Source organism: Pseudomonas sp. FG-3G, assembly GCF_901007645.1.
In the GTDB taxonomy this organism is placed as follows: domain Bacteria; phylum Pseudomonadota; class Gammaproteobacteria; order Pseudomonadales; family Pseudomonadaceae; genus Aquipseudomonas; species Aquipseudomonas rhizophila.
Map to the genome: position 1 here is coordinate 19,285 of NZ_CAAKGZ010000012.1, position 20,662 is coordinate 39,946.

General features: G+C 59.6%; 15 protein-coding genes. 2 read left to right on the plus strand and 13 right to left on the minus strand.

Annotated features, from left to right (window positions below; translation table 11 throughout):
- Positions 1-3 precede the first annotated feature (3 nt).
- Together PSEUDOMOFG3G_RS05615 and PSEUDOMOFG3G_RS05620 are read right to left on the minus strand one after the other, a co-directional pair.
- Complete coding sequence (locus PSEUDOMOFG3G_RS05615; RefSeq protein WP_139048592.1) at positions 4-1,200, minus strand: O-antigen ligase; 1,197 nt, start codon at positions 1,198-1,200, stop codon at positions 4-6.
- On the minus strand, positions 1,194-2,306 hold the full coding sequence (locus tag PSEUDOMOFG3G_RS05620) for a capsular biosynthesis protein (RefSeq protein ID WP_139048593.1): 1,113 nt from the start codon (positions 2,304-2,306) through the stop codon (positions 1,194-1,196). The genes PSEUDOMOFG3G_RS05615 and PSEUDOMOFG3G_RS05620 overlap by 7 nt, the downstream gene beginning before the upstream one ends.
- Before the next feature lie 282 nt (positions 2,307-2,588).
- On the opposite strand from PSEUDOMOFG3G_RS05620, the gene PSEUDOMOFG3G_RS05625 reads away from it, so the two are divergent.
- Positions 2,589-3,221: a toluene tolerance protein gene (locus PSEUDOMOFG3G_RS05625; RefSeq protein WP_139048594.1), complete on the plus strand. Its 633-nt coding sequence runs from the start codon at positions 2,589-2,591 to the stop codon at positions 3,219-3,221.
- Positions 3,222-3,238: 17 nt separating this feature from the next.
- On the opposite strand, the gene PSEUDOMOFG3G_RS05630 is transcribed toward PSEUDOMOFG3G_RS05625, so the two are convergent.
- The 11 genes from PSEUDOMOFG3G_RS05630 to glnE all read right to left on the minus strand — a co-directional run bounded on the left by PSEUDOMOFG3G_RS05630 (position 3,239) and on the right by glnE (position 17,628).
- The gene (locus PSEUDOMOFG3G_RS05630; protein ID WP_139048595.1) at positions 3,239-4,525 is read right to left on the minus strand and encodes a capsule biosynthesis protein; all 1,287 of its coding nucleotides are present in this window, start codon (positions 4,523-4,525) and stop codon (positions 3,239-3,241) included.
- Complete coding sequence (locus PSEUDOMOFG3G_RS05635) at positions 4,522-5,424, minus strand: glycosyltransferase family 2 protein (protein ID WP_139048596.1); 903 nt, start codon at positions 5,422-5,424, stop codon at positions 4,522-4,524. Before PSEUDOMOFG3G_RS05635 ends, PSEUDOMOFG3G_RS05630 begins: the two co-directional genes overlap by 4 nt.
- Positions 5,417-7,165 (minus strand): carbamoyltransferase, encoded by a 1,749-nt coding sequence (locus tag PSEUDOMOFG3G_RS05640; protein WP_139048597.1) that lies wholly within the window; start codon positions 7,163-7,165, stop codon positions 5,417-5,419. The genes PSEUDOMOFG3G_RS05635 and PSEUDOMOFG3G_RS05640 overlap by 8 nt, the downstream gene beginning before the upstream one ends.
- Positions 7,166-7,417: 252 nt before the next feature.
- Positions 7,418-8,857 (minus strand): lipopolysaccharide kinase InaA family protein, encoded by a 1,440-nt coding sequence (locus tag PSEUDOMOFG3G_RS05645; protein WP_139048598.1) that lies wholly within the window; start codon positions 8,855-8,857, stop codon positions 7,418-7,420.
- Entirely contained in the window at positions 8,857-9,609 is a 753-nt protein-coding gene (locus PSEUDOMOFG3G_RS05650; protein WP_139048599.1) for a lipopolysaccharide kinase InaA family protein, read from the minus strand. The genes PSEUDOMOFG3G_RS05645 and PSEUDOMOFG3G_RS05650 overlap by 1 nt, the downstream gene beginning before the upstream one ends.
- Complete coding sequence (locus PSEUDOMOFG3G_RS05655) at positions 9,606-10,340, minus strand: lipopolysaccharide kinase InaA family protein (protein ID WP_076382932.1); 735 nt, start codon at positions 10,338-10,340, stop codon at positions 9,606-9,608. The genes PSEUDOMOFG3G_RS05650 and PSEUDOMOFG3G_RS05655 overlap by 4 nt, the downstream gene beginning before the upstream one ends.
- Positions 10,340-11,146: a lipopolysaccharide core heptose(I) kinase RfaP gene (gene rfaP, locus PSEUDOMOFG3G_RS05660; RefSeq protein WP_047225907.1), complete on the minus strand. Its 807-nt coding sequence runs from the start codon at positions 11,144-11,146 to the stop codon at positions 10,340-10,342. Before rfaP ends, PSEUDOMOFG3G_RS05655 begins: the two co-directional genes overlap by 1 nt.
- Positions 11,143-12,267 (minus strand): glycosyltransferase family 4 protein, encoded by a 1,125-nt coding sequence (locus PSEUDOMOFG3G_RS05665; RefSeq protein WP_139048600.1) that lies wholly within the window; start codon positions 12,265-12,267, stop codon positions 11,143-11,145. The genes rfaP and PSEUDOMOFG3G_RS05665 overlap by 4 nt, the downstream gene beginning before the upstream one ends.
- Positions 12,267-13,325: a lipopolysaccharide heptosyltransferase I gene (waaC, locus tag PSEUDOMOFG3G_RS05670; RefSeq protein ID WP_047225909.1), complete on the minus strand. Its 1,059-nt coding sequence runs from the start codon at positions 13,323-13,325 to the stop codon at positions 12,267-12,269. Before waaC ends, PSEUDOMOFG3G_RS05665 begins: the two co-directional genes overlap by 1 nt.
- Before the next feature lies 1 nt (position 13,326).
- Positions 13,327-14,361 (minus strand): lipopolysaccharide heptosyltransferase II, encoded by a 1,035-nt coding sequence (waaF, locus tag PSEUDOMOFG3G_RS05675; protein WP_107321432.1) that lies wholly within the window; start codon positions 14,359-14,361, stop codon positions 13,327-13,329.
- Between the two features lie 327 nt (positions 14,362-14,688).
- Positions 14,689-17,628, minus strand: coding sequence for a bifunctional [glutamate--ammonia ligase]-adenylyl-L-tyrosine phosphorylase/[glutamate--ammonia-ligase] adenylyltransferase (glnE, locus tag PSEUDOMOFG3G_RS05680; RefSeq protein WP_139048601.1), 2,940 nt, complete (start codon positions 17,626-17,628; stop codon positions 14,689-14,691).
- 383 nt (positions 17,629-18,011) lie between these two features.
- Between glnE and aceE the strand changes: the two genes are divergently transcribed.
- A complete protein-coding gene (aceE, locus tag PSEUDOMOFG3G_RS05685) occupies positions 18,012-20,657 on the plus strand; it encodes a pyruvate dehydrogenase (acetyl-transferring), homodimeric type (RefSeq protein WP_047225912.1) in 2,646 nt (881 codons plus the stop codon).
- Positions 20,658-20,662: the final 5 nt, after the last annotated feature.

A 20,662-nucleotide genomic window follows, 5' to 3' on the forward strand; every position in this document is an offset into this window, starting at 1 on the left:
GCATCAAGAAACGGAAGCGCTTTGCTTGGCGTCTGTAATTGCCGTTTTCCCACGAGCAGCCAATACGATACTCACGGCGATCGGCAGCCATGTGATCAACCAGTCCGCGTTGGGTTTGAGCCAAAGACCAATGCCATCCGTCAGTAACGATGCCCCGGAAAAAACCCACAGCGCCAGCAACATTTGCCCCAGCGGTTGCGCTCGCGAAATCCAACCACGCCAACCAACCGCCAGCCACAGCCATCCGAATAACAGCAGACCAGGAACACCGAGGCGCACGCCGATATCCAGGAAGAGGTTATGGGGGTGCTTGAATGAACGTCCGATTTCAGGGATCGGGATGAGATATTCATGGAATCCTAACCCCAACGCCCAGTGTTCCAGTAGCAATTGAACGCCGCCGCTCCATAGCTCCGGACGAAAGGAAACACCACGCTGGAGAAGGATCTGTGGCTTGTACAGAGCAACAGATGCCACCCCCAGGATTACCAGAAAGATCAAGGCGGCCCACAAGCGTGACGGTCGCGCCGCCCCCATTACAAGTAGACAGGCCAACAAACCGATCCACACACCGCGCGTCTGACTGAAGCCAAGGAACAGGGCATACCCCAGGGCCGGAATCAGCAACAACACCATTACGCGGGGGCTGAACCGTTTGGTCTGAAACGTGAAGGCGCCAATAATCGCCAAGGCCCCCACTGCATGCGCAGCCATGATCGCTGCGTCCCACAAGCCTATGGCAATCACCCGAGCGTTGAATGGCTTGACGGACAGTTGATAGAAGTAGACCCACGAAGCCGCTGCAAAAAAACCTCCGACAATCGATGCGTACAGCAGCATGGACTCGAACCGCCACTTACTGTTCTGTGCAGCCAATAATACGCCCAGCAGAGTTAGCGCAGCGTAAAGTGTCACCTTGCTCTTGCCGAAGACGTCATCCCCCCCCTGCAGCGCCAATACCAGTAGGGTCCAGGCCACAAACAGGATGAAGAGCAGACATTCCGGCTGCCTGAGCAATGAGCGAAAATCCCGACGAAACAGCGCCAACAAGGCGGGTAGCCACAATAGGAAAATCAAACTCTGGTGATAAAGCTTGTTACTCGGTAGTACCCATGCTCCACACAGCAGTATCAGAAATCCGGTCGATGCCCACAACGTCAGTACATCTTTGTCGATGAGCCTTCTCACTGCTGCTAGCACTCGGTTTTCCCCAGCATTCTGTTAGCGACCCGCTGCAACTGGGCGTTGTCGGCATTTTTCCAGCCGCCCTTGATGCAATAGTGTTCAGAGAGGTAGTGAAGGAAGTTGCGTCTCAACTGATCGTTGAGCGGCCATTGCGCAAACGCGCGCGCCAGCCCCATTAGCTGCTCGGCATTATCGGCGTGCATCACCAACCCCTCGATATTGAAGAACGCCTGGCCCAAGGTCAGCACCGGCTTACCCAAAAGCAAAGCCTCAAGGCCCACCGTTGAGTTCAGCGTGACCACAAACTGACTGGCCTCGATCAATTGCTGGGTGGAGTTGCCATTGGCGAACAACAGACGAGCGTGAGTGCGTTCATGCAAATCTGGATAGTGCTGGCGGCTGGATGGATGTTCTTTGAAGACCACTGTCAAACCGGTCTCGTCGGCCAGGCGCTCACCCAGGGCAAACATCTCCCGCATGTTCCGAACCCAAGGAGAAAACAACCGAACCTGACTATCGCGGTCATCCTGAAACGGAATAAAGACGAATTGCTCAGGTAATACTATTGGGGGAGGACCGCTGGCACGGGGCTTACGAGGAATCAGGACAGGCGCCGCCTGATGGTCAGGCACGGGATAAGGATAATTGAGATAAAAATCGACCTCACGCGGAACGGCGTTCAGGAAATTCACACCCTGGGGGTCAACGGTCGTGGTGTCGGGTAACAAGCCATTCTCGAAGAAGAACGTCTTACACCCAGGCGCAGCCAACGCCATTAACAGTTGGCAGTATCGATGTCCCCCATTCCAGAATACCAGCACATCGGGACGCTCGCGGTCGAGCAGGGCCTGGACACGCAACGCAACCCAGAGGAGTTCCAGACGTAACAATAAGCGATACAAGCGACCGGTGCTCTTATTCTTGACGCGCCGTTCCTCGCATTTTCTTTCGATCAGATTTGGGCTGTCGATTCGCGAAAGCACCCTGGATACTCGTAAGGATCTTGGCCAGGGCATCTCTGAAGGAGTAACGACTGTACCTTGTAGCTCGGTCTCATTAAGCAATCGATTGAAATAAAGCCCCTGATGCTTGGCCAGGGAAATGAACAGCATTTTCGTCATAGGGTGTCCAGAAAGTAGGCCGCATTCACCTACCAAAGTGTTTCATAACCGCCGTGCGACCAGTCCGCAGACATTAACATCCCGCTATTCAACGGCCCGCGCATAGGAGACTGCCAACATGAATCAAAAGATAACTAGTCGGTGGCAATGCCCGGGCAGCCCGCGCAAACAGGGGCATGCACCTCCTGAAAATTGGCACGACTATACCACAGCGGTTTTTTGCAGCATGCACACTGCGGTAACATACCCGGCTGCCCACCACGGGCATGCCTTGGAGCCTTGATGCAAACGCTCGATCACACTTCTTACCTCAACATGCGCGAAGACGCTGACGTTCTCGAAGCCGACGGCAAAGGGGACAAAGTTCTGCGTCTTGCCGATGGATCGATACTCAAGCTATTTCGCCGTAAACGCCTGCTGACCTCTGCCCTCTGGGCACCCTACGCCAAGCGCTTCGCCGACAACTGCAGAGCACTGCAGGAACGAAAAATCGAGTGTCCGAAAATTCGCCGGATTTATCGCATCCCCAGTATCGAGCGCGATGCAGTGCATTACGACCCATTGCCTGGGCGAACCCTGCGTCAGTTACTCGGCGTCGAGGGGAATGATGATCTTCGCGCACGGCTGGGCGAATTCATTGCCGGCCTACATGAAACCGGCATCTACTTTCGCTCCGCACATCTGGGCAACGTGGTATTGACGCCCCACAACACGCTTGGACTGATCGATGTCGCAGACCTGCGCTCTCAATGCAAGCCTCTGCGCAAAGGCCTTCGCCTACGCAACTTCAAACATATATTGCGCTATCGCCAAGACCGCGAATGGCTGCTTAAGGACAACCAATTTCTTGAGCACTACCTGAACAATCAACACGTCTGCAGCGAGCGTGAACTGAACCAGGTGCTCAACCCCTGAGCCCCCAGCCGCCGACGTCAGCCAGCGGCGGCTAACTTGAAGGTTTCGAAGTTGCACGCAGGATCGGAGCCGCGAAGCAGGTCATCAACCAGCTGGGTGGTCTTCAGCAGTCCTTGGGAACCGTGTACCAAATGATAATCGGCAAAGCGCCGGGCTTGGGCCGAATGCGCTTGGTAATCCTGCTCAAGCGCTTTCAGTTGCCGGGAAAGCCCCTGCCCATCGCTCACTTGAGGCCCGAAAAATAACGAATGAGAGAAAATATCCACATCGCTGCCGGCATTCACGTGAATCACTGGTCGGCCCGCCAGACCCGCCTCAATGCCAGCGTTGGACATGATGTTAATGACGACACTGGCCTGCGCCAAAGCCTGAGCCAACGAACACTGGCTATCCAGCAACTCGATATTGGTAAACTGCGCAGCGGCATCACCCCAGAATCTCGCCTTGCTGCGAGGGTGGCGCTTGAACAGCAAACGATAGTCCGGATTTTGTCCGGCCCAATCACGCAGTAACCGATAGGTGTCCTGATAACCCGATTCTTTTTCTCGGTCAGGACCAACCCCCAGAATCAATAACGTTTTAAGAGCCGGATCAGCGCCCGGCAGATCATAAGTTTCGTCAGCAAGGTAAGAACCGACCAACACCACCGTCGACTCACCGAACCGCAATCTTCGCTCTTGCAATGCAACCAGCGAGCTACGACCAAAAACACCATAATAGTCGTAGTCGTTCATCCCCAGTCGCCCTGAAGATTCCAAGGTTGTGGCATGAGCCAGTTGTAGCAGTCGAGCCCCACGCGCAGCAAGCGCCAAACGCAAGAACGGAGCATGAAGACTACCATTGCGTTCATTGATCAGTAACTTGGGTGAATACGTCATCACCAGCCACTGGGCATGGGCAGCGTATGCCAAATAACGTAACGGTACAGACTGCGGCGGCGCCATGAGCATGCGTCGGGCACAGGCATCCGACGGTGAGCGTAACGCTGCCTCCGCCAGAAGAAGCCCCCGGCTACGCAGAGCCTCGATCAGAATATTCTTGCGCTGCAACGCCATGGATTTCGGCGCCGAATGCAGCAACAACACCTCACAGGGCATGGCGACAACCGAATCGCTCAAACAAACCCTTGCGCGAATGCCGATCACGAACTCCACCAGCGCATCACGAACCAACCGTAGCAAGCTGGCGAAGCGACCATGCCGCTGGCGCAGCAGTTTCCAGCGATACCGGTCCAGCTCACGCGCTTTCTGTGCCCAGCTCTCTTGGCCCTGGATCACACTTTCACCGGTGAAAGGCGAGCTCACTTGAAAAGCGACCGAATAGCCTTGCGCGTATAAGTCCAGCGCGTGAGCGAGCGAACATCAGTACGCACGGCTTGAATATAAAAAGCCTTGGCGTTGACATAATCACCAGCGCTGTAGCAAGCGCGGAACAGCGACAGGCAGCGTTGAGCAAGGAAAGCCCGGCGCAGATCCTGCAACTGCGGCTGACGCGCCGGAGAAAAAACCTCGTCAACCATCCCCACGCCAGCCGCCAGGGCTTGCTTGAGGTCATGACGCATGCTGTCGTCATGCTTGTGGATCAGCGCCAGTGGCGCATCGAGCACACTGCATGGGAAACCCGCAAGCACCTGAGCAAACACCGGAATATCTTCGACACAGCGCAAATGCTCCGGGTAGTTGCCTGGCCCGAATACTTCTCGATGCATTGCACAGGCACCGTTGGACAGCGATACCGTCTTGTCCAACAGATAACCACGTACGCGCTCACGCGGGGTGGCGGGCAAGGGTTGTACGGCGTGCAGGACACGACGACCATCAGCGAATATCGACCAGTGACCACCGATAATCATGCGGCTGGTGGGATTGCTGGAGATATGCCGAGTCAACGCAGCCAAAGCACCAGGCGCCATCTCATCGTCGGCATCAAGGAAAATCAGATATGGCCCACGAGCCTCCTCGATCCCACGATTACGTACCGAGGACAAACCACCGTTGGGCTTGCGCAAAACCCGAAAGCAACCGGCATGCTCAACTTGGAGTTGTTCCAGGACTTGTGGCGTTGCATCAGTGGAGCCATCATCGATCACCAGCAACTCCGCCTGAGCATCGCGCAGTTGCCCCACCACCGAGTTCACCGCACGAGGCAAGGTATCGGCGTAGTTATAAGCAGGAATGACGACACTGATCAAAACTTCAGTCATAAACATCCACCCCCTCTTTGACCACCAGAATATCCTCCATGATCAGGTATTGCAGGTCAGAGCCAAAGAACATGTTCAGAGCGTCCGTAGGCGAGCAGATCATCGGTTCGCCACGGCGGTTGAGTGAGGTGTTCAGGGACACGCCGTTGCCGGTCAGTACTTCCAGAGCCTTCATCATGTCGTAATAGCGTGGGTTGTATTCACGCTTGAGTACCTGGGCCCGGGATGTGCCGTCTTCGTGGACGACTTCCGGCACGCGGGTTTTCCACTCTTCAGCCACTTCGAAGGTGAACGTCATGAACGGCGCGGGGTGATCGACCTTGATCATCTGCGGTGCGACCGTGTCGAGCATCGACGGGCAGAAAGGCCTCCAGCGCTCGCGGAACTTGATCTGTTCGTTGATGCGATCGGCCACGCCGCTGGCGCTCGGGCAACCGATGATCGAGCGACCGCCCAAGGCACGCGGGCCAAACTCCATGCGCCCCTGGAACCAGGCCACCGGGTTGCCGTCGACCATGATCTTGGCGATGCGCTCAGGGGTGTTGTCGATCTTGCGCCACGCAGGCTTGCTCGGATGGCGGGCGCAGGCGGCGATGACGTCTTCGTTGCTGTAGGCCGGGCCGAGGTAGACGTGTTCCATCTTCTCCACCGGCACGCCACGGGCGTGGGACACATAAGCTGCCGCCCCCACGGCGGTGCCGGCGTCGCCGGAAGCCGGTTGCACGAACAGTTCCTTGACGTCGTCACGGGCGATGATTTTCTGATTCAGCTTGACGTTCAACGCACAGCCACCGGCGAACGCCAGCTTGCCGGTTTCCTTGAGCACGTCGCCCAGATAGTGGTCGATCATCTGCAGCGCAAGTTTCTCGAACAGCGCCTGCATGCTGGCCGCGTAGTGGATGTACGGCTCGTCGGCGATGTCGCCTTCACGTTTCGGGCCGAGCCATTCGATCAGCTTCGGCGAGAAGTAGAAGCCTTTGCCCTTCTCTTTATATCGACGCAGGCCGATCACGTTGGCGTAGTCGGTATTGATCACCAGTTCGCCGTTTTCAAACGAGGCCAGGCGCGAGAAGTCGTACTTGCTGGCATCGCCGTAAGGCGCCATGCCCATGACCTTGAACTCACCGTCGAGCATCTCGAAACCCAGGAACTCGGTGATCGCGCCATACAGGCCGCCGAGGGAGTCCGGGTCGAAGAATTCCTTGATCTTGTGGATCTTGCCGTTTTCGCCGTAGCCGAAGAAGGTCGTGGCGTATTCACCCTTGCCGTCGATGCCCAGGATCGCGGTTTTCTCCTGGAAGCCCGAGCAGTGGTACGCACTGGAGGCGTGGGCCAGATGGTGCTCGACCGGCTCGATCTTGATCTTTTTCGGATCAAAACCCAGCTGCTCCAGGCACCAGACAATCTTGCGGCGATAGCGCTTGTAGCGACGGTTGCCCATCAGGATCGCATCGAGGGCGCGATCCGGGGCGTACCAGTAACGCTTGGCGTAATGCCAGCGCGCTTCGCCGAACAGGCTGATCGGGGCGAACGGGATTGCCACCACGTCGACGTCGGACGGCTTGATGCCGGCCTGTTCCAGACAGAACTTCGCCGACTCGTAGGGCATGCGGTTCTTTGCATGTTTATCGCGTACGAAGCGCTCTTCCTCGGCCGCCGCGATCAGCTTGCCGTCGATGTACAGCGCTGCGGAGGGATCATGGCTAAGGGCGCCGGACAGGCCAAGAATCGTCAATGCCACAGGGGTCTAGCCTCTTAATGTCTGCATGCGAGGCGACAAACGCCTCGAAAAAAGATGTGCCGCACGCCGGGGCGCGGGGCAGCTAAAGGGCGGGATTATAGCTTAAAAGCGTTGGCAAGCCTCGTAGGAGCTGCCGAAGCTGCGATCTTTTGATTTTGATCTTTCCCTTGAACCTCAAGGGGTAAAACAAAGATCGCAGCCTTCAGCAGTTCCTACACAGGGGACGTGCCGAAGCAGCTATCGGGGCACCCTTCAAAAACTTTTGGGCAACCGCTGATCAATCACCTGATACAACGCACTGTCTTGCGGCCAGTTGCGCATAAACCGCGCACGATCCCTGGCATAGGCGGGGGTGAAGCTGGAGAGGCTGCGGTGCTGGCACATGGAGTCCAGGTCGATCAGCACCCAGCGATCGTCCTGCCAGAGCAGGTTGTGGCCCTTGAAATCGCCGTGACTGATACGCTCGCGGATCAGGCCGGCGAACAACCGGTCCAGCGCCAGCAACTCAGGCTCGGGAGCGGCGCCGTTTTCGACGTAAGGGGCCAGGCGTTCGATGATGTCAGGCCCCGACAGGTGCTCGGTCACCAGGTAGGCGCCGCGACGCAGCCACAGAAAACGCTTTTCCAGCAGCGCCAGCGGCTTGGGCGTGGCGATACCGAGGAACGTCAGGCGATGACCTTCGCGCCAGGCATGCCAGGCGCGGCTCGGACGCCAGAAGCGCTTGAGCCAGTGGGCGAAGTTTTTGATGTTGTAGCGCTTGATCAACACGGAGCGCCCGTCCACATCGACTTTACCCACGCTCGCCGACCCACCGGTCTTGTATAAGTGGCCTTGGTCAAGCAAGGCATCGGCCTGCTCCAGTACCGGCGCCATGACCGCCTCTTCATCACGACGAATCGCCCGCAAACCGAACGGACCACGCTGCACGCTGAACAGACTGCACTCACGCCCGACTTTTTCCAGAAAGTCATTCAGGCGCCAGGCGTACACCTTGTCGATCTGTTTTTGCAGCGCCTCCATGGGCAATGCGTGCTCGGCGTTGCCCAGCAGGTAATGCACCAACAACTCTTCGTTGAAAGGCTCGAGGGATTTGGGCAACTGGGCGAAAAACACCCCCAGGTTTTCGAGCACTTTGTTGCGCGACAATGGCTGGCCCGGGGTTTCGGCGCGGATGCCGGCGCCGTCAATCAAATAGAGTTTGCCGCCGTGACGCAACAGATTGTCCAGGTGCAGATCTTCCTGCCACAGGCCTTTGCTGTGCAGCTGCGCAATCGCTCCCAACGCCTCGGCCAGTACCGCCGTTTGTTCGTCGGCGAGCAATGGCAGGCCCTCGACCTGTTTCCAGGCGTCCCCGAGGCTTTCGGCCCCCTCGAGCAATTCGAACAGCAGCCAACCACCCTCGCCTTCTTTCAGGCCATCGGCCAGCAACAGCGGCGTAGTCAGCCCCTGCTCGGCCAGCAGCCGCACGCCTTGCCGTTCGCGGTGAAAGTGCCTGCCCGCTTTGCTGCCGACCAGCAACTTGGCCAACACCGGACGGCCGCGCCAGACGCCAGCACCGACGTAGCGCTGTCCCGGCAACACACGCAACAGGGAAAGCAGCTGCAATTGCGCCGGGCCGGCGGCGTCCGCCAGCTCCAGGCTCAAAGGCAGGTTGGGGCTGCGGCCGGCGTTCTTCAATTCGGATAAATGCATCAACGAGCCTCCTTATGGCTGCGCCGGGCGGTCAGACGAGTCATCCAGCGGTCAACCAGTGCACTCTTGAGCGGTTGATCCAGGTAGGTGCAGAGCATCTGGCGCACATCGTCGTCACTCCAGGCTCGCGCGCGACGCAGCAAGGGCTCCAGGTCCTTGATTCGATCCCGCTGACCGAACAATAGCGGCCGGGTCTTTTCGAGGTCGATCAACTGCGCCTGATAGCCACTGGCGGTGGCTTGCAAAAAAATGTGCTTGGGGTAGAAGCAACCATGGACCTGGCGCATGCCGTGCAGGCGTCGCGCCAACTGCCCGCAAGCCTGCAGGACGGTGGCGCGTTGCGTCGCCGCCAGGCTGGACCAGCGTTGCAGCAATGAATCCAGGTCATCCCAACCGTCCAGGGCACGCGTCAGCAGAATCGCCCGCACCTCCCCGCCCACGTTGCGCTGACCATAGAACACCGCTTGCAGGGCCGGAATCCCCAGTTGGCGGTAACGCCTGATGTTGCGAAACTCCCGGTAAAAGCTGGGCTCGCCGAAGGGGTGGGACCACGTCCTGGTGAGGTAATTACTCTGGCGCTTGAGGTAATAACCCCGCCCTTCCAGTTCCAGCCGGAAGACACTGCTCCAACCGCCGCCCGCGGTGTTGGGTTCATCCACCGCATCCAATTGCAGGTCCCAAAGGGCTTCGAAGCTATCCAGGCCGTGGCGTTGCAACAATGACTGGTCTTCAGTCGCCAGAAAATCAGTCATTCACGCCCCTCGAAAAATCTCACCACGTGACGGATGCGCTTCTTGTCACACGCATCGAGCCGGTTACGCTGGCGATACTGCAGGTAAAAACGCAGGCGCTGAGTGGCTGACAAATGATACTTGGCCACCTTGTCCAGGCACGCCAGGTCTTTGGTGATGCGATAGTTGAGCCAGAAACCGCGCCAGAAATCGCCGTTGGGGCAATCGATAAAGAACAGCCGTGACTGCTCGTCGATCAGCAAGTTGCGCCATTTCAGATCGTTATGGGTAAAACGATTTTCGTGCATGGTTCGGGTATAGCCGGCCAGTTGCCGACTCACCCCGTCGACCCAGGCACGATTGGCCAGCCTTGGATCGTGACGCCTTGCCAATGCCGAGAGGTCTTCGGTGCCCGGCAGCTCGCGCGTGATCATCGCGCCACGGTCATAGGCTGCGCCACGTCGCTCCAGCCCCCAGGCCACGACTTCGGCAGTGGGGATGCCCCACTTGGCGAAGCGCTTGAGGTTCTGCCATTCGGACTTGACCCGCGGCTTACCCAAGTATCGCCGCAGCCCCTTGCCGGCCCCGGTGTAGCGCTTGACATAGTAATTCACGCCGCTGCGCTGTACCCGAATCACCTCGGACAGCGGGTCCCGCGTCAGACGCTCGCCCTCTAGGGCGAACACTGCATCAAGACTGCCGAAATCCTCTGCCAGCTCAGCGTAGGAAGGCTCCAGTACCCAACCCGACATCAGAGCGCGCCCCCGTACCGCAGCTTGCGCGCATAAAGCCGGTTGGCTTTGCCTTCGAGCCAGGTCAGCAGCGAAGCTTCTTCGGCCAGGATCCGCCGTAGCGGCTGCTGGAAATAGCCCTTGAGGAAGCGCAACTTGTCACGCCGGGTCAGACCGATGTCCAGTGCAGAGAAATACAGCGCCGCCAGGTCCTTGTTGCGCCAACGAAGGGGGATGGCCGGACGGATCTGCGCACGGTGCAGGTCAATCACAGAAAGTTTGAAATCCGTGGCGGTCACGGGCTTATCGGTGTGCAGCAGAAAGTGGCAGATGTAGCAGTCGCGATGGTTGACCCCGGCCCGATGCATCATGCCGGTCATGCGCGCCACTTCGGCGATCAGGGCTCGCTTGAGCTTCGGCTGTGGCGGCTGCTTGACCCAGTCCATGCTGAGATCTTCGAGACTGACGGTCGGCGCCAGTTCTTCGGTGACGATGAACGAATGCTGGTCGGCCGGGTTGCTGCCTTTCTCGCCATAGGCGACGGCGGTCATGGTCGGCACACCGACCTGCTGCAAGCGCTGGATGGCTTTCCATTCCTGTCCCGCACCCAGTACCGGCAACTTGGCGGTCAGCAGGTTCTTGAAGATCTCGCGCCAACCGATGCCACGGTGGATTTTCACGAAAAAGCCACGACCATCCACCTCCGTGCGCAAGGTGCGCCGGGCTTCCAGTTCGCGATAGACCTCGCCCTTGAGCGCCTCGACTTCGGCGAACGCATCGCGTCCGGCCCAAAGGCTCTTGAACGGTTCGGCCAGCATCAATTTCATTGTGCGTGCTCCGCCAATATCACATCGGCCGCGTGCTGCGGCATGCTGTAGAGGTCGGCCGTCTCGGCGAAGGCCAGACCGTTGCGGCTCCAGGCCGCGCGTGCGTCGGCGTCACCCAACATACGCCCCAGGTACTCGGTGAGCTGCGCCTGTTCGAACGGCTCGTCCAGGACCAGGCCACTGTCGGCCTCGGCGATGTAATGGGCGTAACCACACACCGCGCTGACCAGCACCGGCAAGCCGGCCACCAGCGCTTCAAGCAGTACGGTGCCGGTGTTCTCGTTGTACGCCGGGTGGATCAACAGGTCGGCGCCCAGCAGGAAACGCGGAATGTCGCTGCGGCCCTTGAGGAAGCGTACGTTGTCACCAAGCCCCAACGCGGCGCTCTGCAATTGGAATACTTTGGGGTCGTCCTGGCCGATTACAAACAGGCGGGTGCGTTTTTTAAGCTGCGAAGGTAGCGCGGCCAGGGCCTTGAGGCTGCGATCCACGCCCTTGGTCTTGAACCCGGAACCGATCTGCACCAGCAGCAGGTCATCATCGGCCAGGTCGAATTCGGCACGAAACGCGGCGCGAACCTCATCGGCGTCGGCGGGCCGGCGACGATCCTGGGCGATGCCCGGTGGCAGCAGGTGAAAGCGCTCCAGCGGCGTGTCGTAGTGCTTGATGAACAAAGGCTGTTGCACTTCGGAAATCATCAGTATTTCGGTCTTGGCATCCTTGGCGAATACCGCTCGCTCGTACTCGGAAAAGTGGCGGTAACGCCCCCAACGCCGGTACAGCGAATTGCGCAGGTTCTGCGCCTTGTCTTCAAAGCAGCCGTCAGCGGCGTAATACACGTCCAGGCCGGGCATTTTGTTGAAGCCGATCAAACGGTCGACCGGACGCTTGGCCAGGTCATTTTCCATCCACGCACTGAGTTTCTCATTGCGACGGTGGTTGAACAGCGCCTTGACCGGCGCCACCAGCACTTCGAAGCCCGGCGGGACGTCACCTTCCCAGATCAGCGTGTAGACGCGGATCTGGTGACCACGCCGCTGGCATTCCAGGGCGATGCGCATGAAGTCACGCTGCAGGCCGCCGAAAGGGAAGTATTTATAAAGGACAAAAGCCAATTGCATCAGCGCGGCTCCTCAGCCAATAACGTGCTCAAGTGGCTGGCAACACGCTCGGGATTCAGACGCGTGAAGCACAGAGGCTGCTCGCGTTTCAGGTCAAACCGACGGGCATCTTCGGCGGTCGGCGGATAAGTGCATTGTTTCTGCATGCAGGGCGCGCAAGGGAAATCACTGGCGAGGTGAATCTGCCCCTTGCCATAGGCACCGGTCAGCACCGGGTTGGTGGGGCCGAGCAATGAAATGGTCGGCACATCCAGGGCCGCGGCCAGATGGCCAAGGCCGGTGTCCACGGCCACACAGGCCTGTGCGCCGGCCAACACCTTGCCCATCCCACCCAGATTCAGCTTTGGCAATACCAGGGCGTTGCGCAGGCCATTGGCAATCCGCTCGGCCCGGGCTTTCTCCAGCGGGCTGCCCCATGGCAGCTTCACCACGACGCCAAACTGGCCCATGCGCTCAACAAGTTGACGCCAGTAGAGCTCAGGCCAGTGCTTGGATTCCCAAGTCGTGCCGTGCAGGAACACCACGTAAGGGTAACTGCGCGGCAATTCAACCAGGCGATCGACATTCAGGCCGTAGCTGCCCATGGTTTTGGGCAGGTCATAACCCAGTGCCACAGCAAACAACTGGCGCACGCGCTCTACCGCATGCTGACCGCGAGCCACGCCCAGGCGACGGGAATAGAAGCGCGCTGCAAGGGGTTCGCGGGCCGATTCTTTATCCAGGCCTGCCACCGGGGCCTTGACGTAGCGGGTCAGCCAGGCGCTTTTCAGCAGGCCTTGGGCGTCGATCACCAGATCGTACTTCTTGGCACGCACGCTTTGCTTGAAACGTCGCCACTCGCCGCTTTTGATGGTTTGCCAGAGGTTCTTGCGCCAGCGACGAATCGCCACCGGAATGACTGTATCCACCGCCGGATGCCAGGTAGGAATTTCGGCAAAGCCTTCTTCCACCACCCAGTCGAACCTGATGCCGGGAATCGCCCGCGCCGCGTCGGTCAGCGCTGGCAGGGTGTGAACCACATCCCCCAGCGAAGAGGTCTTGATCAGCAATACCCGCAAGTTACTGAACCTCCACCGGTGCGCCCTGCAAACGCCCCAGGGCATCGTTCACCGACGGCGGCATGAGCTGGCGCAGGCAGTTGTAATGACCGAAGCGACAGGTGCGGTCGAAGCACGGGCTGCATTCGATGCCCAGGCGTACGACTTCGACTTTTTCGGCCAGCGGCGGCGTAAAGCCCGGCGAAGTGGAACCGTACACGGCCACCAGTGGCCGGTTCAGGGCGGCGGCCACGTGCATCAGGCCGGAGTCGTTGGACACCACCGAATCGGCGCAGGACAACAGGTCGATGGCTTCGGCCAGGGAGGTATCGCCGCTGAGGTTCACCGACTCCTCCCGCAGGCCCGGGATCAGGCGCGAGCGGATGTCCTCGCCCACCGAATGATCGTTTTTCGAACCGAACAACCAGACCTGCCAGCCTTCGCGAATCTTCGTCTCGGCGACCTGGGCGTAATGCTCCGCCGGCCAGCGCTTGGACTCACCGAATTCGGCGCCTGGGCAGAGAGCCAGCACCGGGCGGTCCAGGCTCAGACCGAACTTGGCCAGCGCCGCTTCGCGGGTCACCGGGTCGATCGCAAGACTTGGGCGCGGATACGGCTTGGGCAACTCGGCACCTGGCTCGTAGGCCAGGGCCATGAAGCGCTCGATCATCAGCGGGTAGCGTTCTTTGTCCAGCGTGCGCACGTCATTGAGCAAGCCGTAGCGGAACTCGCCGCGCCAGCCGGTACGTTTGGGGATACTGGCGAAGAACGGCACCAGTGCCGATTTCAACGAATTGGGCAACAGGATCGCCTGGTCGTACTGACCGGCCAGGGACTTGCCGATGCGTCGACGGGTCGCCAGCTCCAGCACACCGTGGCCGAGCGGGAAGCTCAAGGCCTTGCGCACCTGGGGCATGCGCTCAAGAATCGGCCGACTCCACTCGGGGGCCAACACGTCGATTTCGCACTGTGGGTGGCGCTGCTTGAGGCACTGGAACAGTGTCTGCGCCATCACCATGTCACCGACCCAACTGGGCCCTACGATCAGAATATTCATGTGGCTTCCAAAAACGATGCGGGGAGGCCTACGCCTCCCCGCCTCGACAATCACTGTGGCTTAGGACGTTGCCTGCTGCCGTCACTCTACAACTGTGGGAGCGAGCCTGCTCGCGATGAGGCTCTCACATCCAACATCAATGTCGCCTGACACTCCGCCTTCGCGAGCAGGCTCGCTCCCACAGGGAAATTCATCTACTTCAAGTATGGTGCAGCACCACAAATCCATTGTGAGAGCGAGCCTGCTCGCGATGAGGCCGGCACATCCAACATCAATGTCGCCTGACACTCCGCCTTCGCGAGCAAGCCCGCTCCCACATTTAAATCTTCAGCTCAGCCCCAGTTCTCGCCAGATTCGCAGCACCTGCCTGCGCTCATCCACAAACTGGTCGCCTGCAATCACCCCGGCGTCTTTCTGTAGAGCCTGGCGGTGGGCGGCTGAGCGGTAGGCTTTGTAGGCCTCGCGCAGCAGGGTAGCGTCTTCGACCGGCATCAGCCCGACGTCCTGCAACCCTTCCAGAATGCGGATGTTATCGGTGTAGCGCAGCAGCGACGGGTGCTCCTCGGACCACGCCAGGGCCGCGTATTGCACCATAAATTCAATGTCGACGATACCTCCGGCATCCTGCTTGAGGTCGAACGGCGCCGTGGCTTCGAAGGCATTCGCTGCGGTTCCGGCAGCGGTGGCCTTGCTGCCGAGGTTATCGCGCATCTTGGCGCGCATCTCGCTGACTTCCTGGCGCAGCGTCGACAAATCACGCTTGCGCCCCAGCACCTGGGCACGAACTTTCTCGAACGCCTGACCCACGTCCTGGCTGCCCACCAGCACCCGAGCCCGCACCAAAGCCTGATGCTCCCAAGTCCAGGCCTCGTTCTCCTGATAGCGTGCAAAAGCCCCGAGGGAGCTGACCAGCAACCCCGACGCCCCGGACGGACGCAAGCGCATGTCCACTTCGTAGAGCTGTCCAGAATTGGTCTGGGCCGTCAGCAAATGGATGATTCGCTGGCCGAGCCGGGTGAAAAACTGCGCGCCGTCGATGGGTTTCGGGCCATCGGTTTCCGCCTGCGGATCGCCATCGTGGATGAACACCAGATCCAGGTCGGAACCATGCCCCAATTCCAGACCGCCGACTTTCCCATAACCGACAATGATGAAGCCCGGATCGCACAGGCTGCCGTCAGTGCGCAGCGGCACGCCATACTTGGCCACGGTCTGACGCCAGGCCAGGGCCAGCACTTGTTCAAGAATTGCTTCGGCGAGCCAGGTCAGGTAATCGCTGACTTTCATCAACGGCAGGCTGCCGGCAATTTCCGAGGCGGCCACCCGCAAACGATGCGCGAGCTTGAAATGCCGCAACGCCTCCATCTGCTGCTCGAGATCATCCTCGGGGATGCGCGTCAGGCGTTCACGCAACTCCGCCGCCAGTTCCGGCGCCAGGGGCGGCTTGAAAAGTCGCCCCTCGTTGAGCAATTCATCGAGCAACAGGGGAAAGCGGGTGATCTGCTCGGCAATCCACGGGCTCGCCGCGCACAGTGTCAGCAGGCGTCGCAGGGCACCGGGATTTTCCGTCAGCAGCACCAGATAGGCCGATCGGCGCGCCACGGCTTCCACCAGCGGCAATACGCGCTCAAGCACCAGGTCCGGATTGGCATGCTCCACCGCCTGGGCCAACAGGCGCGGAATGAATGCATCCAGACGCTCGCGCCCCAGACGCTGCATGGCGCGCAATTGCGCACTGCCGCGCAGGGCGGCCAGGGCTTTGAGCGCCTTGGGTGCGTCGGCGAAGCCGCCCTCCTCCAGTTGACGACACGCCGCCCCTTCATCCTGGCTGTCTTCCCACAGCGGCAACCATTCGCCGCCCACCGTCACTTCGCTTTCGCCGTCCTGCTCTTCATCCGGGTCGGCGATGACCTGGCCGAAGTGCCAGGCTACGCGACCGCGCCAGTACATCAATTGCTCATGGAAGGCCGCCCAGTCGGCAAAACCCAGCATGAACGCAATGCGCGCCTTATCCTGCGGGGTGTCCGGCAGCATCTGGGTCTGGCGGTCGGCGATGGCCTGGATCGCGTGTTCGGTGTAACGCAAGAATTCATAACCCTGGCGCAGCTCATCGACCACCTTGGCCGGCAGATAACCCTGGCCTTCCAGGGTCGCCAGCACTTTCAACAACGGGCGCTGCTGCAAACTCAAGTCACGACCGCCATGGATCAACTGGAACGCCTGGGCAATGAACTCCACCTCGCGGATGCCGCCCGAACCCAGCTTGATGTTGTCGGCCATGCCCTTGCGCCGCACCTCCTGCTGGATCAACTGCTTCATGGTGCGCAGCGCTTCGATGGCGGAAAAATCCAGATAACGGCGATAAACGAACGGACGCAGCATGTCGAGCAGTTGCGCGCCGGCCACCTGGTCACCCGCCACCACCCGCGCCTTGATCATCGCGTAGCGTTCCCAGTCACGGCCCTGATCCTGGTAATACTGCTCCAGCGCGTTGAAACTCAGCACCAGCGCTCCGGCCGAACCATAGGGGCGCAGGCGCATGTCGACGCGGAATACGAAGCCGTCGACGGTCATCGGGTCCAGGGCCTTGATCAGGCGCTGCCCCACACGAATGAAAAACTCCTGGTTATCCAGTGCCCGCTTGGCGCCAACGGTCTCGCCGCCCTCGGGGTAGGCAAAAATCAGATCGATGTCCGACGACAGGTTCAGTTCCACCGCGCCAAGCTTGCCCATGCCCAGAATGACCATGTGCTGCGGTTCACCGCTGCGCCGCCCGGTAGGCGTACCGAATTGCTGACTATGGCGCTGGTACAGCCATTGATAGGCCTGGTCGATGCAGGTATCGGCCATGTCGGAGAGATCGCGACAGGTCTGGACTAGGTCGGCCTGGCGGGTCAGGTCGCGCCAGATGATCCGCACCTGTTGGCGGCTGCGCTGGCGACGCAGGATGCGACCCAGTTCGTCTTCAGTCTCGGCGGCCTGGACGGCTGCGCCAATCTGAGCGCACATTTCGCCGGGAGCCAGGTGGCGATCCAGTTCGCCGCTGCGCACCAGTTCCAGCAACATCGAGGGGTCACGAACACTCTGCTCGATAAAAAAATCACTGGCGGCGGCGACACGGTTGAACTCGCTCCAGCGTCCGGGCGCCCAGGTGGACAGCCCATGGTCGTCGTCCAGGGAAGCGACCGCCGCACGGAACGACTGCTCGGCACGACTGACCAATGACTGGAGAATTGCCGGAACTTCGGTAAGCGGGGGCAGGCTCATGGTCTATCCTTGATCGGCGCGGGGAAAGGCTGGATGTAGTGTTTTTTCAACTGCCACTACCTGATCGACTGTCGAACAAAGATGATAAATAGCTGAAAATCTGATTTTATTGGCAGCCGACATCAAGTTTTTACCTGTACGAGTTGGCTAACGACCAACAGTAACGATTATTCTCACAACGAAACGAGGGGCCATAAGCCGCTCATGTGTAGTTTTACTACTCGTCTATACATTCGAAAGGCTGAAACGGCCGACGATTTGTAGTAAAACTACACGCCGCCGAAACAACCTTCGGCAATCCAAGAATTTATACCGTCTGCCCACAAGGCCAGTCGCAAACTCAGGCAACCGATTCTGGTAGCCTTTCCGCCCTGGAGCAAGCCATGCAAGACCTCGATCCCGTCGAAACCCAGGAATGGCTGGACGCCCTGGAATCGGTTCTCGACAAAGAAGGCGAAGACCGTGCTCACTATCTGATGACCCGTATGGGCGAACTCGCAACCCGCAGCGGTTCGCAATTGCCTTACGCCATCACCACGCCATACCGCAACACAATCCCCGTTACCCACGAAGCACGCATGCCCGGCGACCTGTTCATGGAACGCCGCATTCGCTCGCTGGTACGCTGGAACGCGATGGCCATGGTGATGCGTACGAACCTGAAAGATTCTGACCTGGGCGGTCACATCTCCAGCTTCGCCTCCAGCGCAACCTTGTACGACATCGGCTTCAACTATTTCTTCCAGGCCCCGACCGACGAACACGGCGGCGACCTGATCTACTTCCAGGGCCACACCTCGCCAGGCGTTTACGCCCGTGCATTCATGGAAGGCCGCATCAGCGAAGAGCAGATGAACAACTTCCGCCAGGAAGTGGATGGTCAGGGCCTGTCGTCCTACCCGCACCCTTGGCTGATGCCTGATTTCTGGCAGTTCCCGACGGTATCCATGGGTCTGGGCCCGATCCAGGCCATCTACCAGGCGCGTTTCATGAAGTACCTGGAAGCCCGCGGCTTCATTCCCGAAGGCAAGCAGAAAGTCTGGTGCTTCCTGGGCGACGGCGAGTGCGACGAGCCGGAATCCCTGGGCGCAATCTCCCTGGCTGGCCGCGAGAAACTGGACAACCTGATCTTCGTCATCAACTGCAACCTGCAGCGCCTCGACGGCCCGGTTCGCGGCAACGGCAAGATCATCCAGGAACTCGAAGGCGTGTTCCGTGGCGCCCAGTGGAATGTGACCAAAGTCATCTGGGGCCGTTTCTGGGACCCACTGCTGGCCAAGGACGTCGACGGCATCCTGCAGCGCCGCATGGACGAAGTCATCGACGGCGAATACCAGAACTACAAGGCCAAGGACGGCGCGTTCGTCCGTGAGCACTTCTTCAACACGCCTGAACTCAAGGCAATGGTTGCCGATCTGTCCGACGACGAGATCTGGAAGCTCAACCGTGGCGGCCACGACCCGTACAAGGTCTACGCGGCGTACCACGAAGCAGTCAACCACAAGGAACAACCGACCGTCATCCTGGCCAAGACCATCAAGGGTTATGGCACCGGTGCCGGCGAAGCGAAAAACACTGCGCACAACACCAAGAAAGTCGACGTCGACAGCCTGAAGTTGTTCCGCGACCGCTTCGACATCCCGGTCAAGGACGAGGAACTGGAAAACCTGCCGTTCTTCAAGCCGGAGCCCAACAGCGCCGAAGCCCGCTACCTGAGCGAGCGTCGCACCGCACTGGGTGGTTTCGTGCCCCAGCGCCGCGCCCAGAGCTTCAGCGTGCCGACCCCATCGCTCGATACCCTCAAGGCCATCCTTGACGGCTCGGGCGACCGTGAGATTTCCACCACCATGGCCTTCGTGCGGATCCTCGCGCAATTGGTCAAGGACAAGGAAATCGGCCCGCGCATCGTTCCAATCATCCCGGACGAAGCCCGTACCTTCGGTATGGAAGGCATGTTCCGTCAGTTGGGCATCTACTCCTCCGTCGGCCAGCTCTACGAGCCAGTCGATAAAGACCAGGTGATGTTCTACAAGGAAGACAAGAAGGGCCAGATCCTCGAAGAAGGCATCAACGAAGCAGGCGCCATGAGCTCCTTCATCGCTGCCGGTACTTCGTACTCCAGCCACAACCAGCCGATGCTGCCGTTCTACATCTTCTATTCGATGTTCGGTTTCCAGCGTATCGGCGACCTGGCCTGGGCCGCTGGCGACAGCCGGACCCGTGGCTTCCTGATCGGCGGTACCGCCGGCCGGACCACGCTCAACGGCGAAGGCCTGCAACACGAAGACGGTCACAGCCACATCCTGGCTGCCACCATCCCGAACTGCCGCACCTTTGATCCAACCTACGGCTACGAGCTGGCGGTGATCATCCAGGACGGCATGAAGAAGATGACCGAAGAGCAACAGGACGTCTTCTACTACATCACCGTGATGAACGAATCCTACCAGCAGCCAGCCATGCCGGCCGGCGTGGAGGAAGGCATCATCAAGGGCATGTACCTGCTCGAAGAAGACACCCGCGAAGCGGCGCACCACGTCCAGCTGATGGGCTCCGGCACCATCCTGCGCGAAGTGCGTGAAGCAGCGAAGATCCTGCGTGAAGAGTTCAACGTCGGCGCTGACGTGTGGAGCGTTACCAGCTTCAACGAACTGCGTCGCGATGGCCTGGCCGTGGAGCGCAGCAACCGTCTGCACCCGGGCCAGAAGCCGAAACTGAGCTACGTCGAAGAATGCCTGAACGGCCGCAAAGGTCCGGTCATCGCCTCTACCGACTACATGAAACTGTTCGCCGAGCAGATCCGTCAGTGGGTTCCTTCCAAGGAATTCAAGGTGCTGGGCACCGACGGTTTCGGCCGTAGCGACAGCCGCAAGAAGCTGCGTCACTTCTTCGAAGTCGACCGTAAGTTCGTTGTGTTGGCAGCCCTGGAAGCCCTGGCTGACCGTGGCGATATCGAACCCAAGGTGGTGGCCGAGGCCATCGTCAAGTTCGGCATCGATCCGGAAAAACGCAACCCACTGGACTGCTGAGGAGA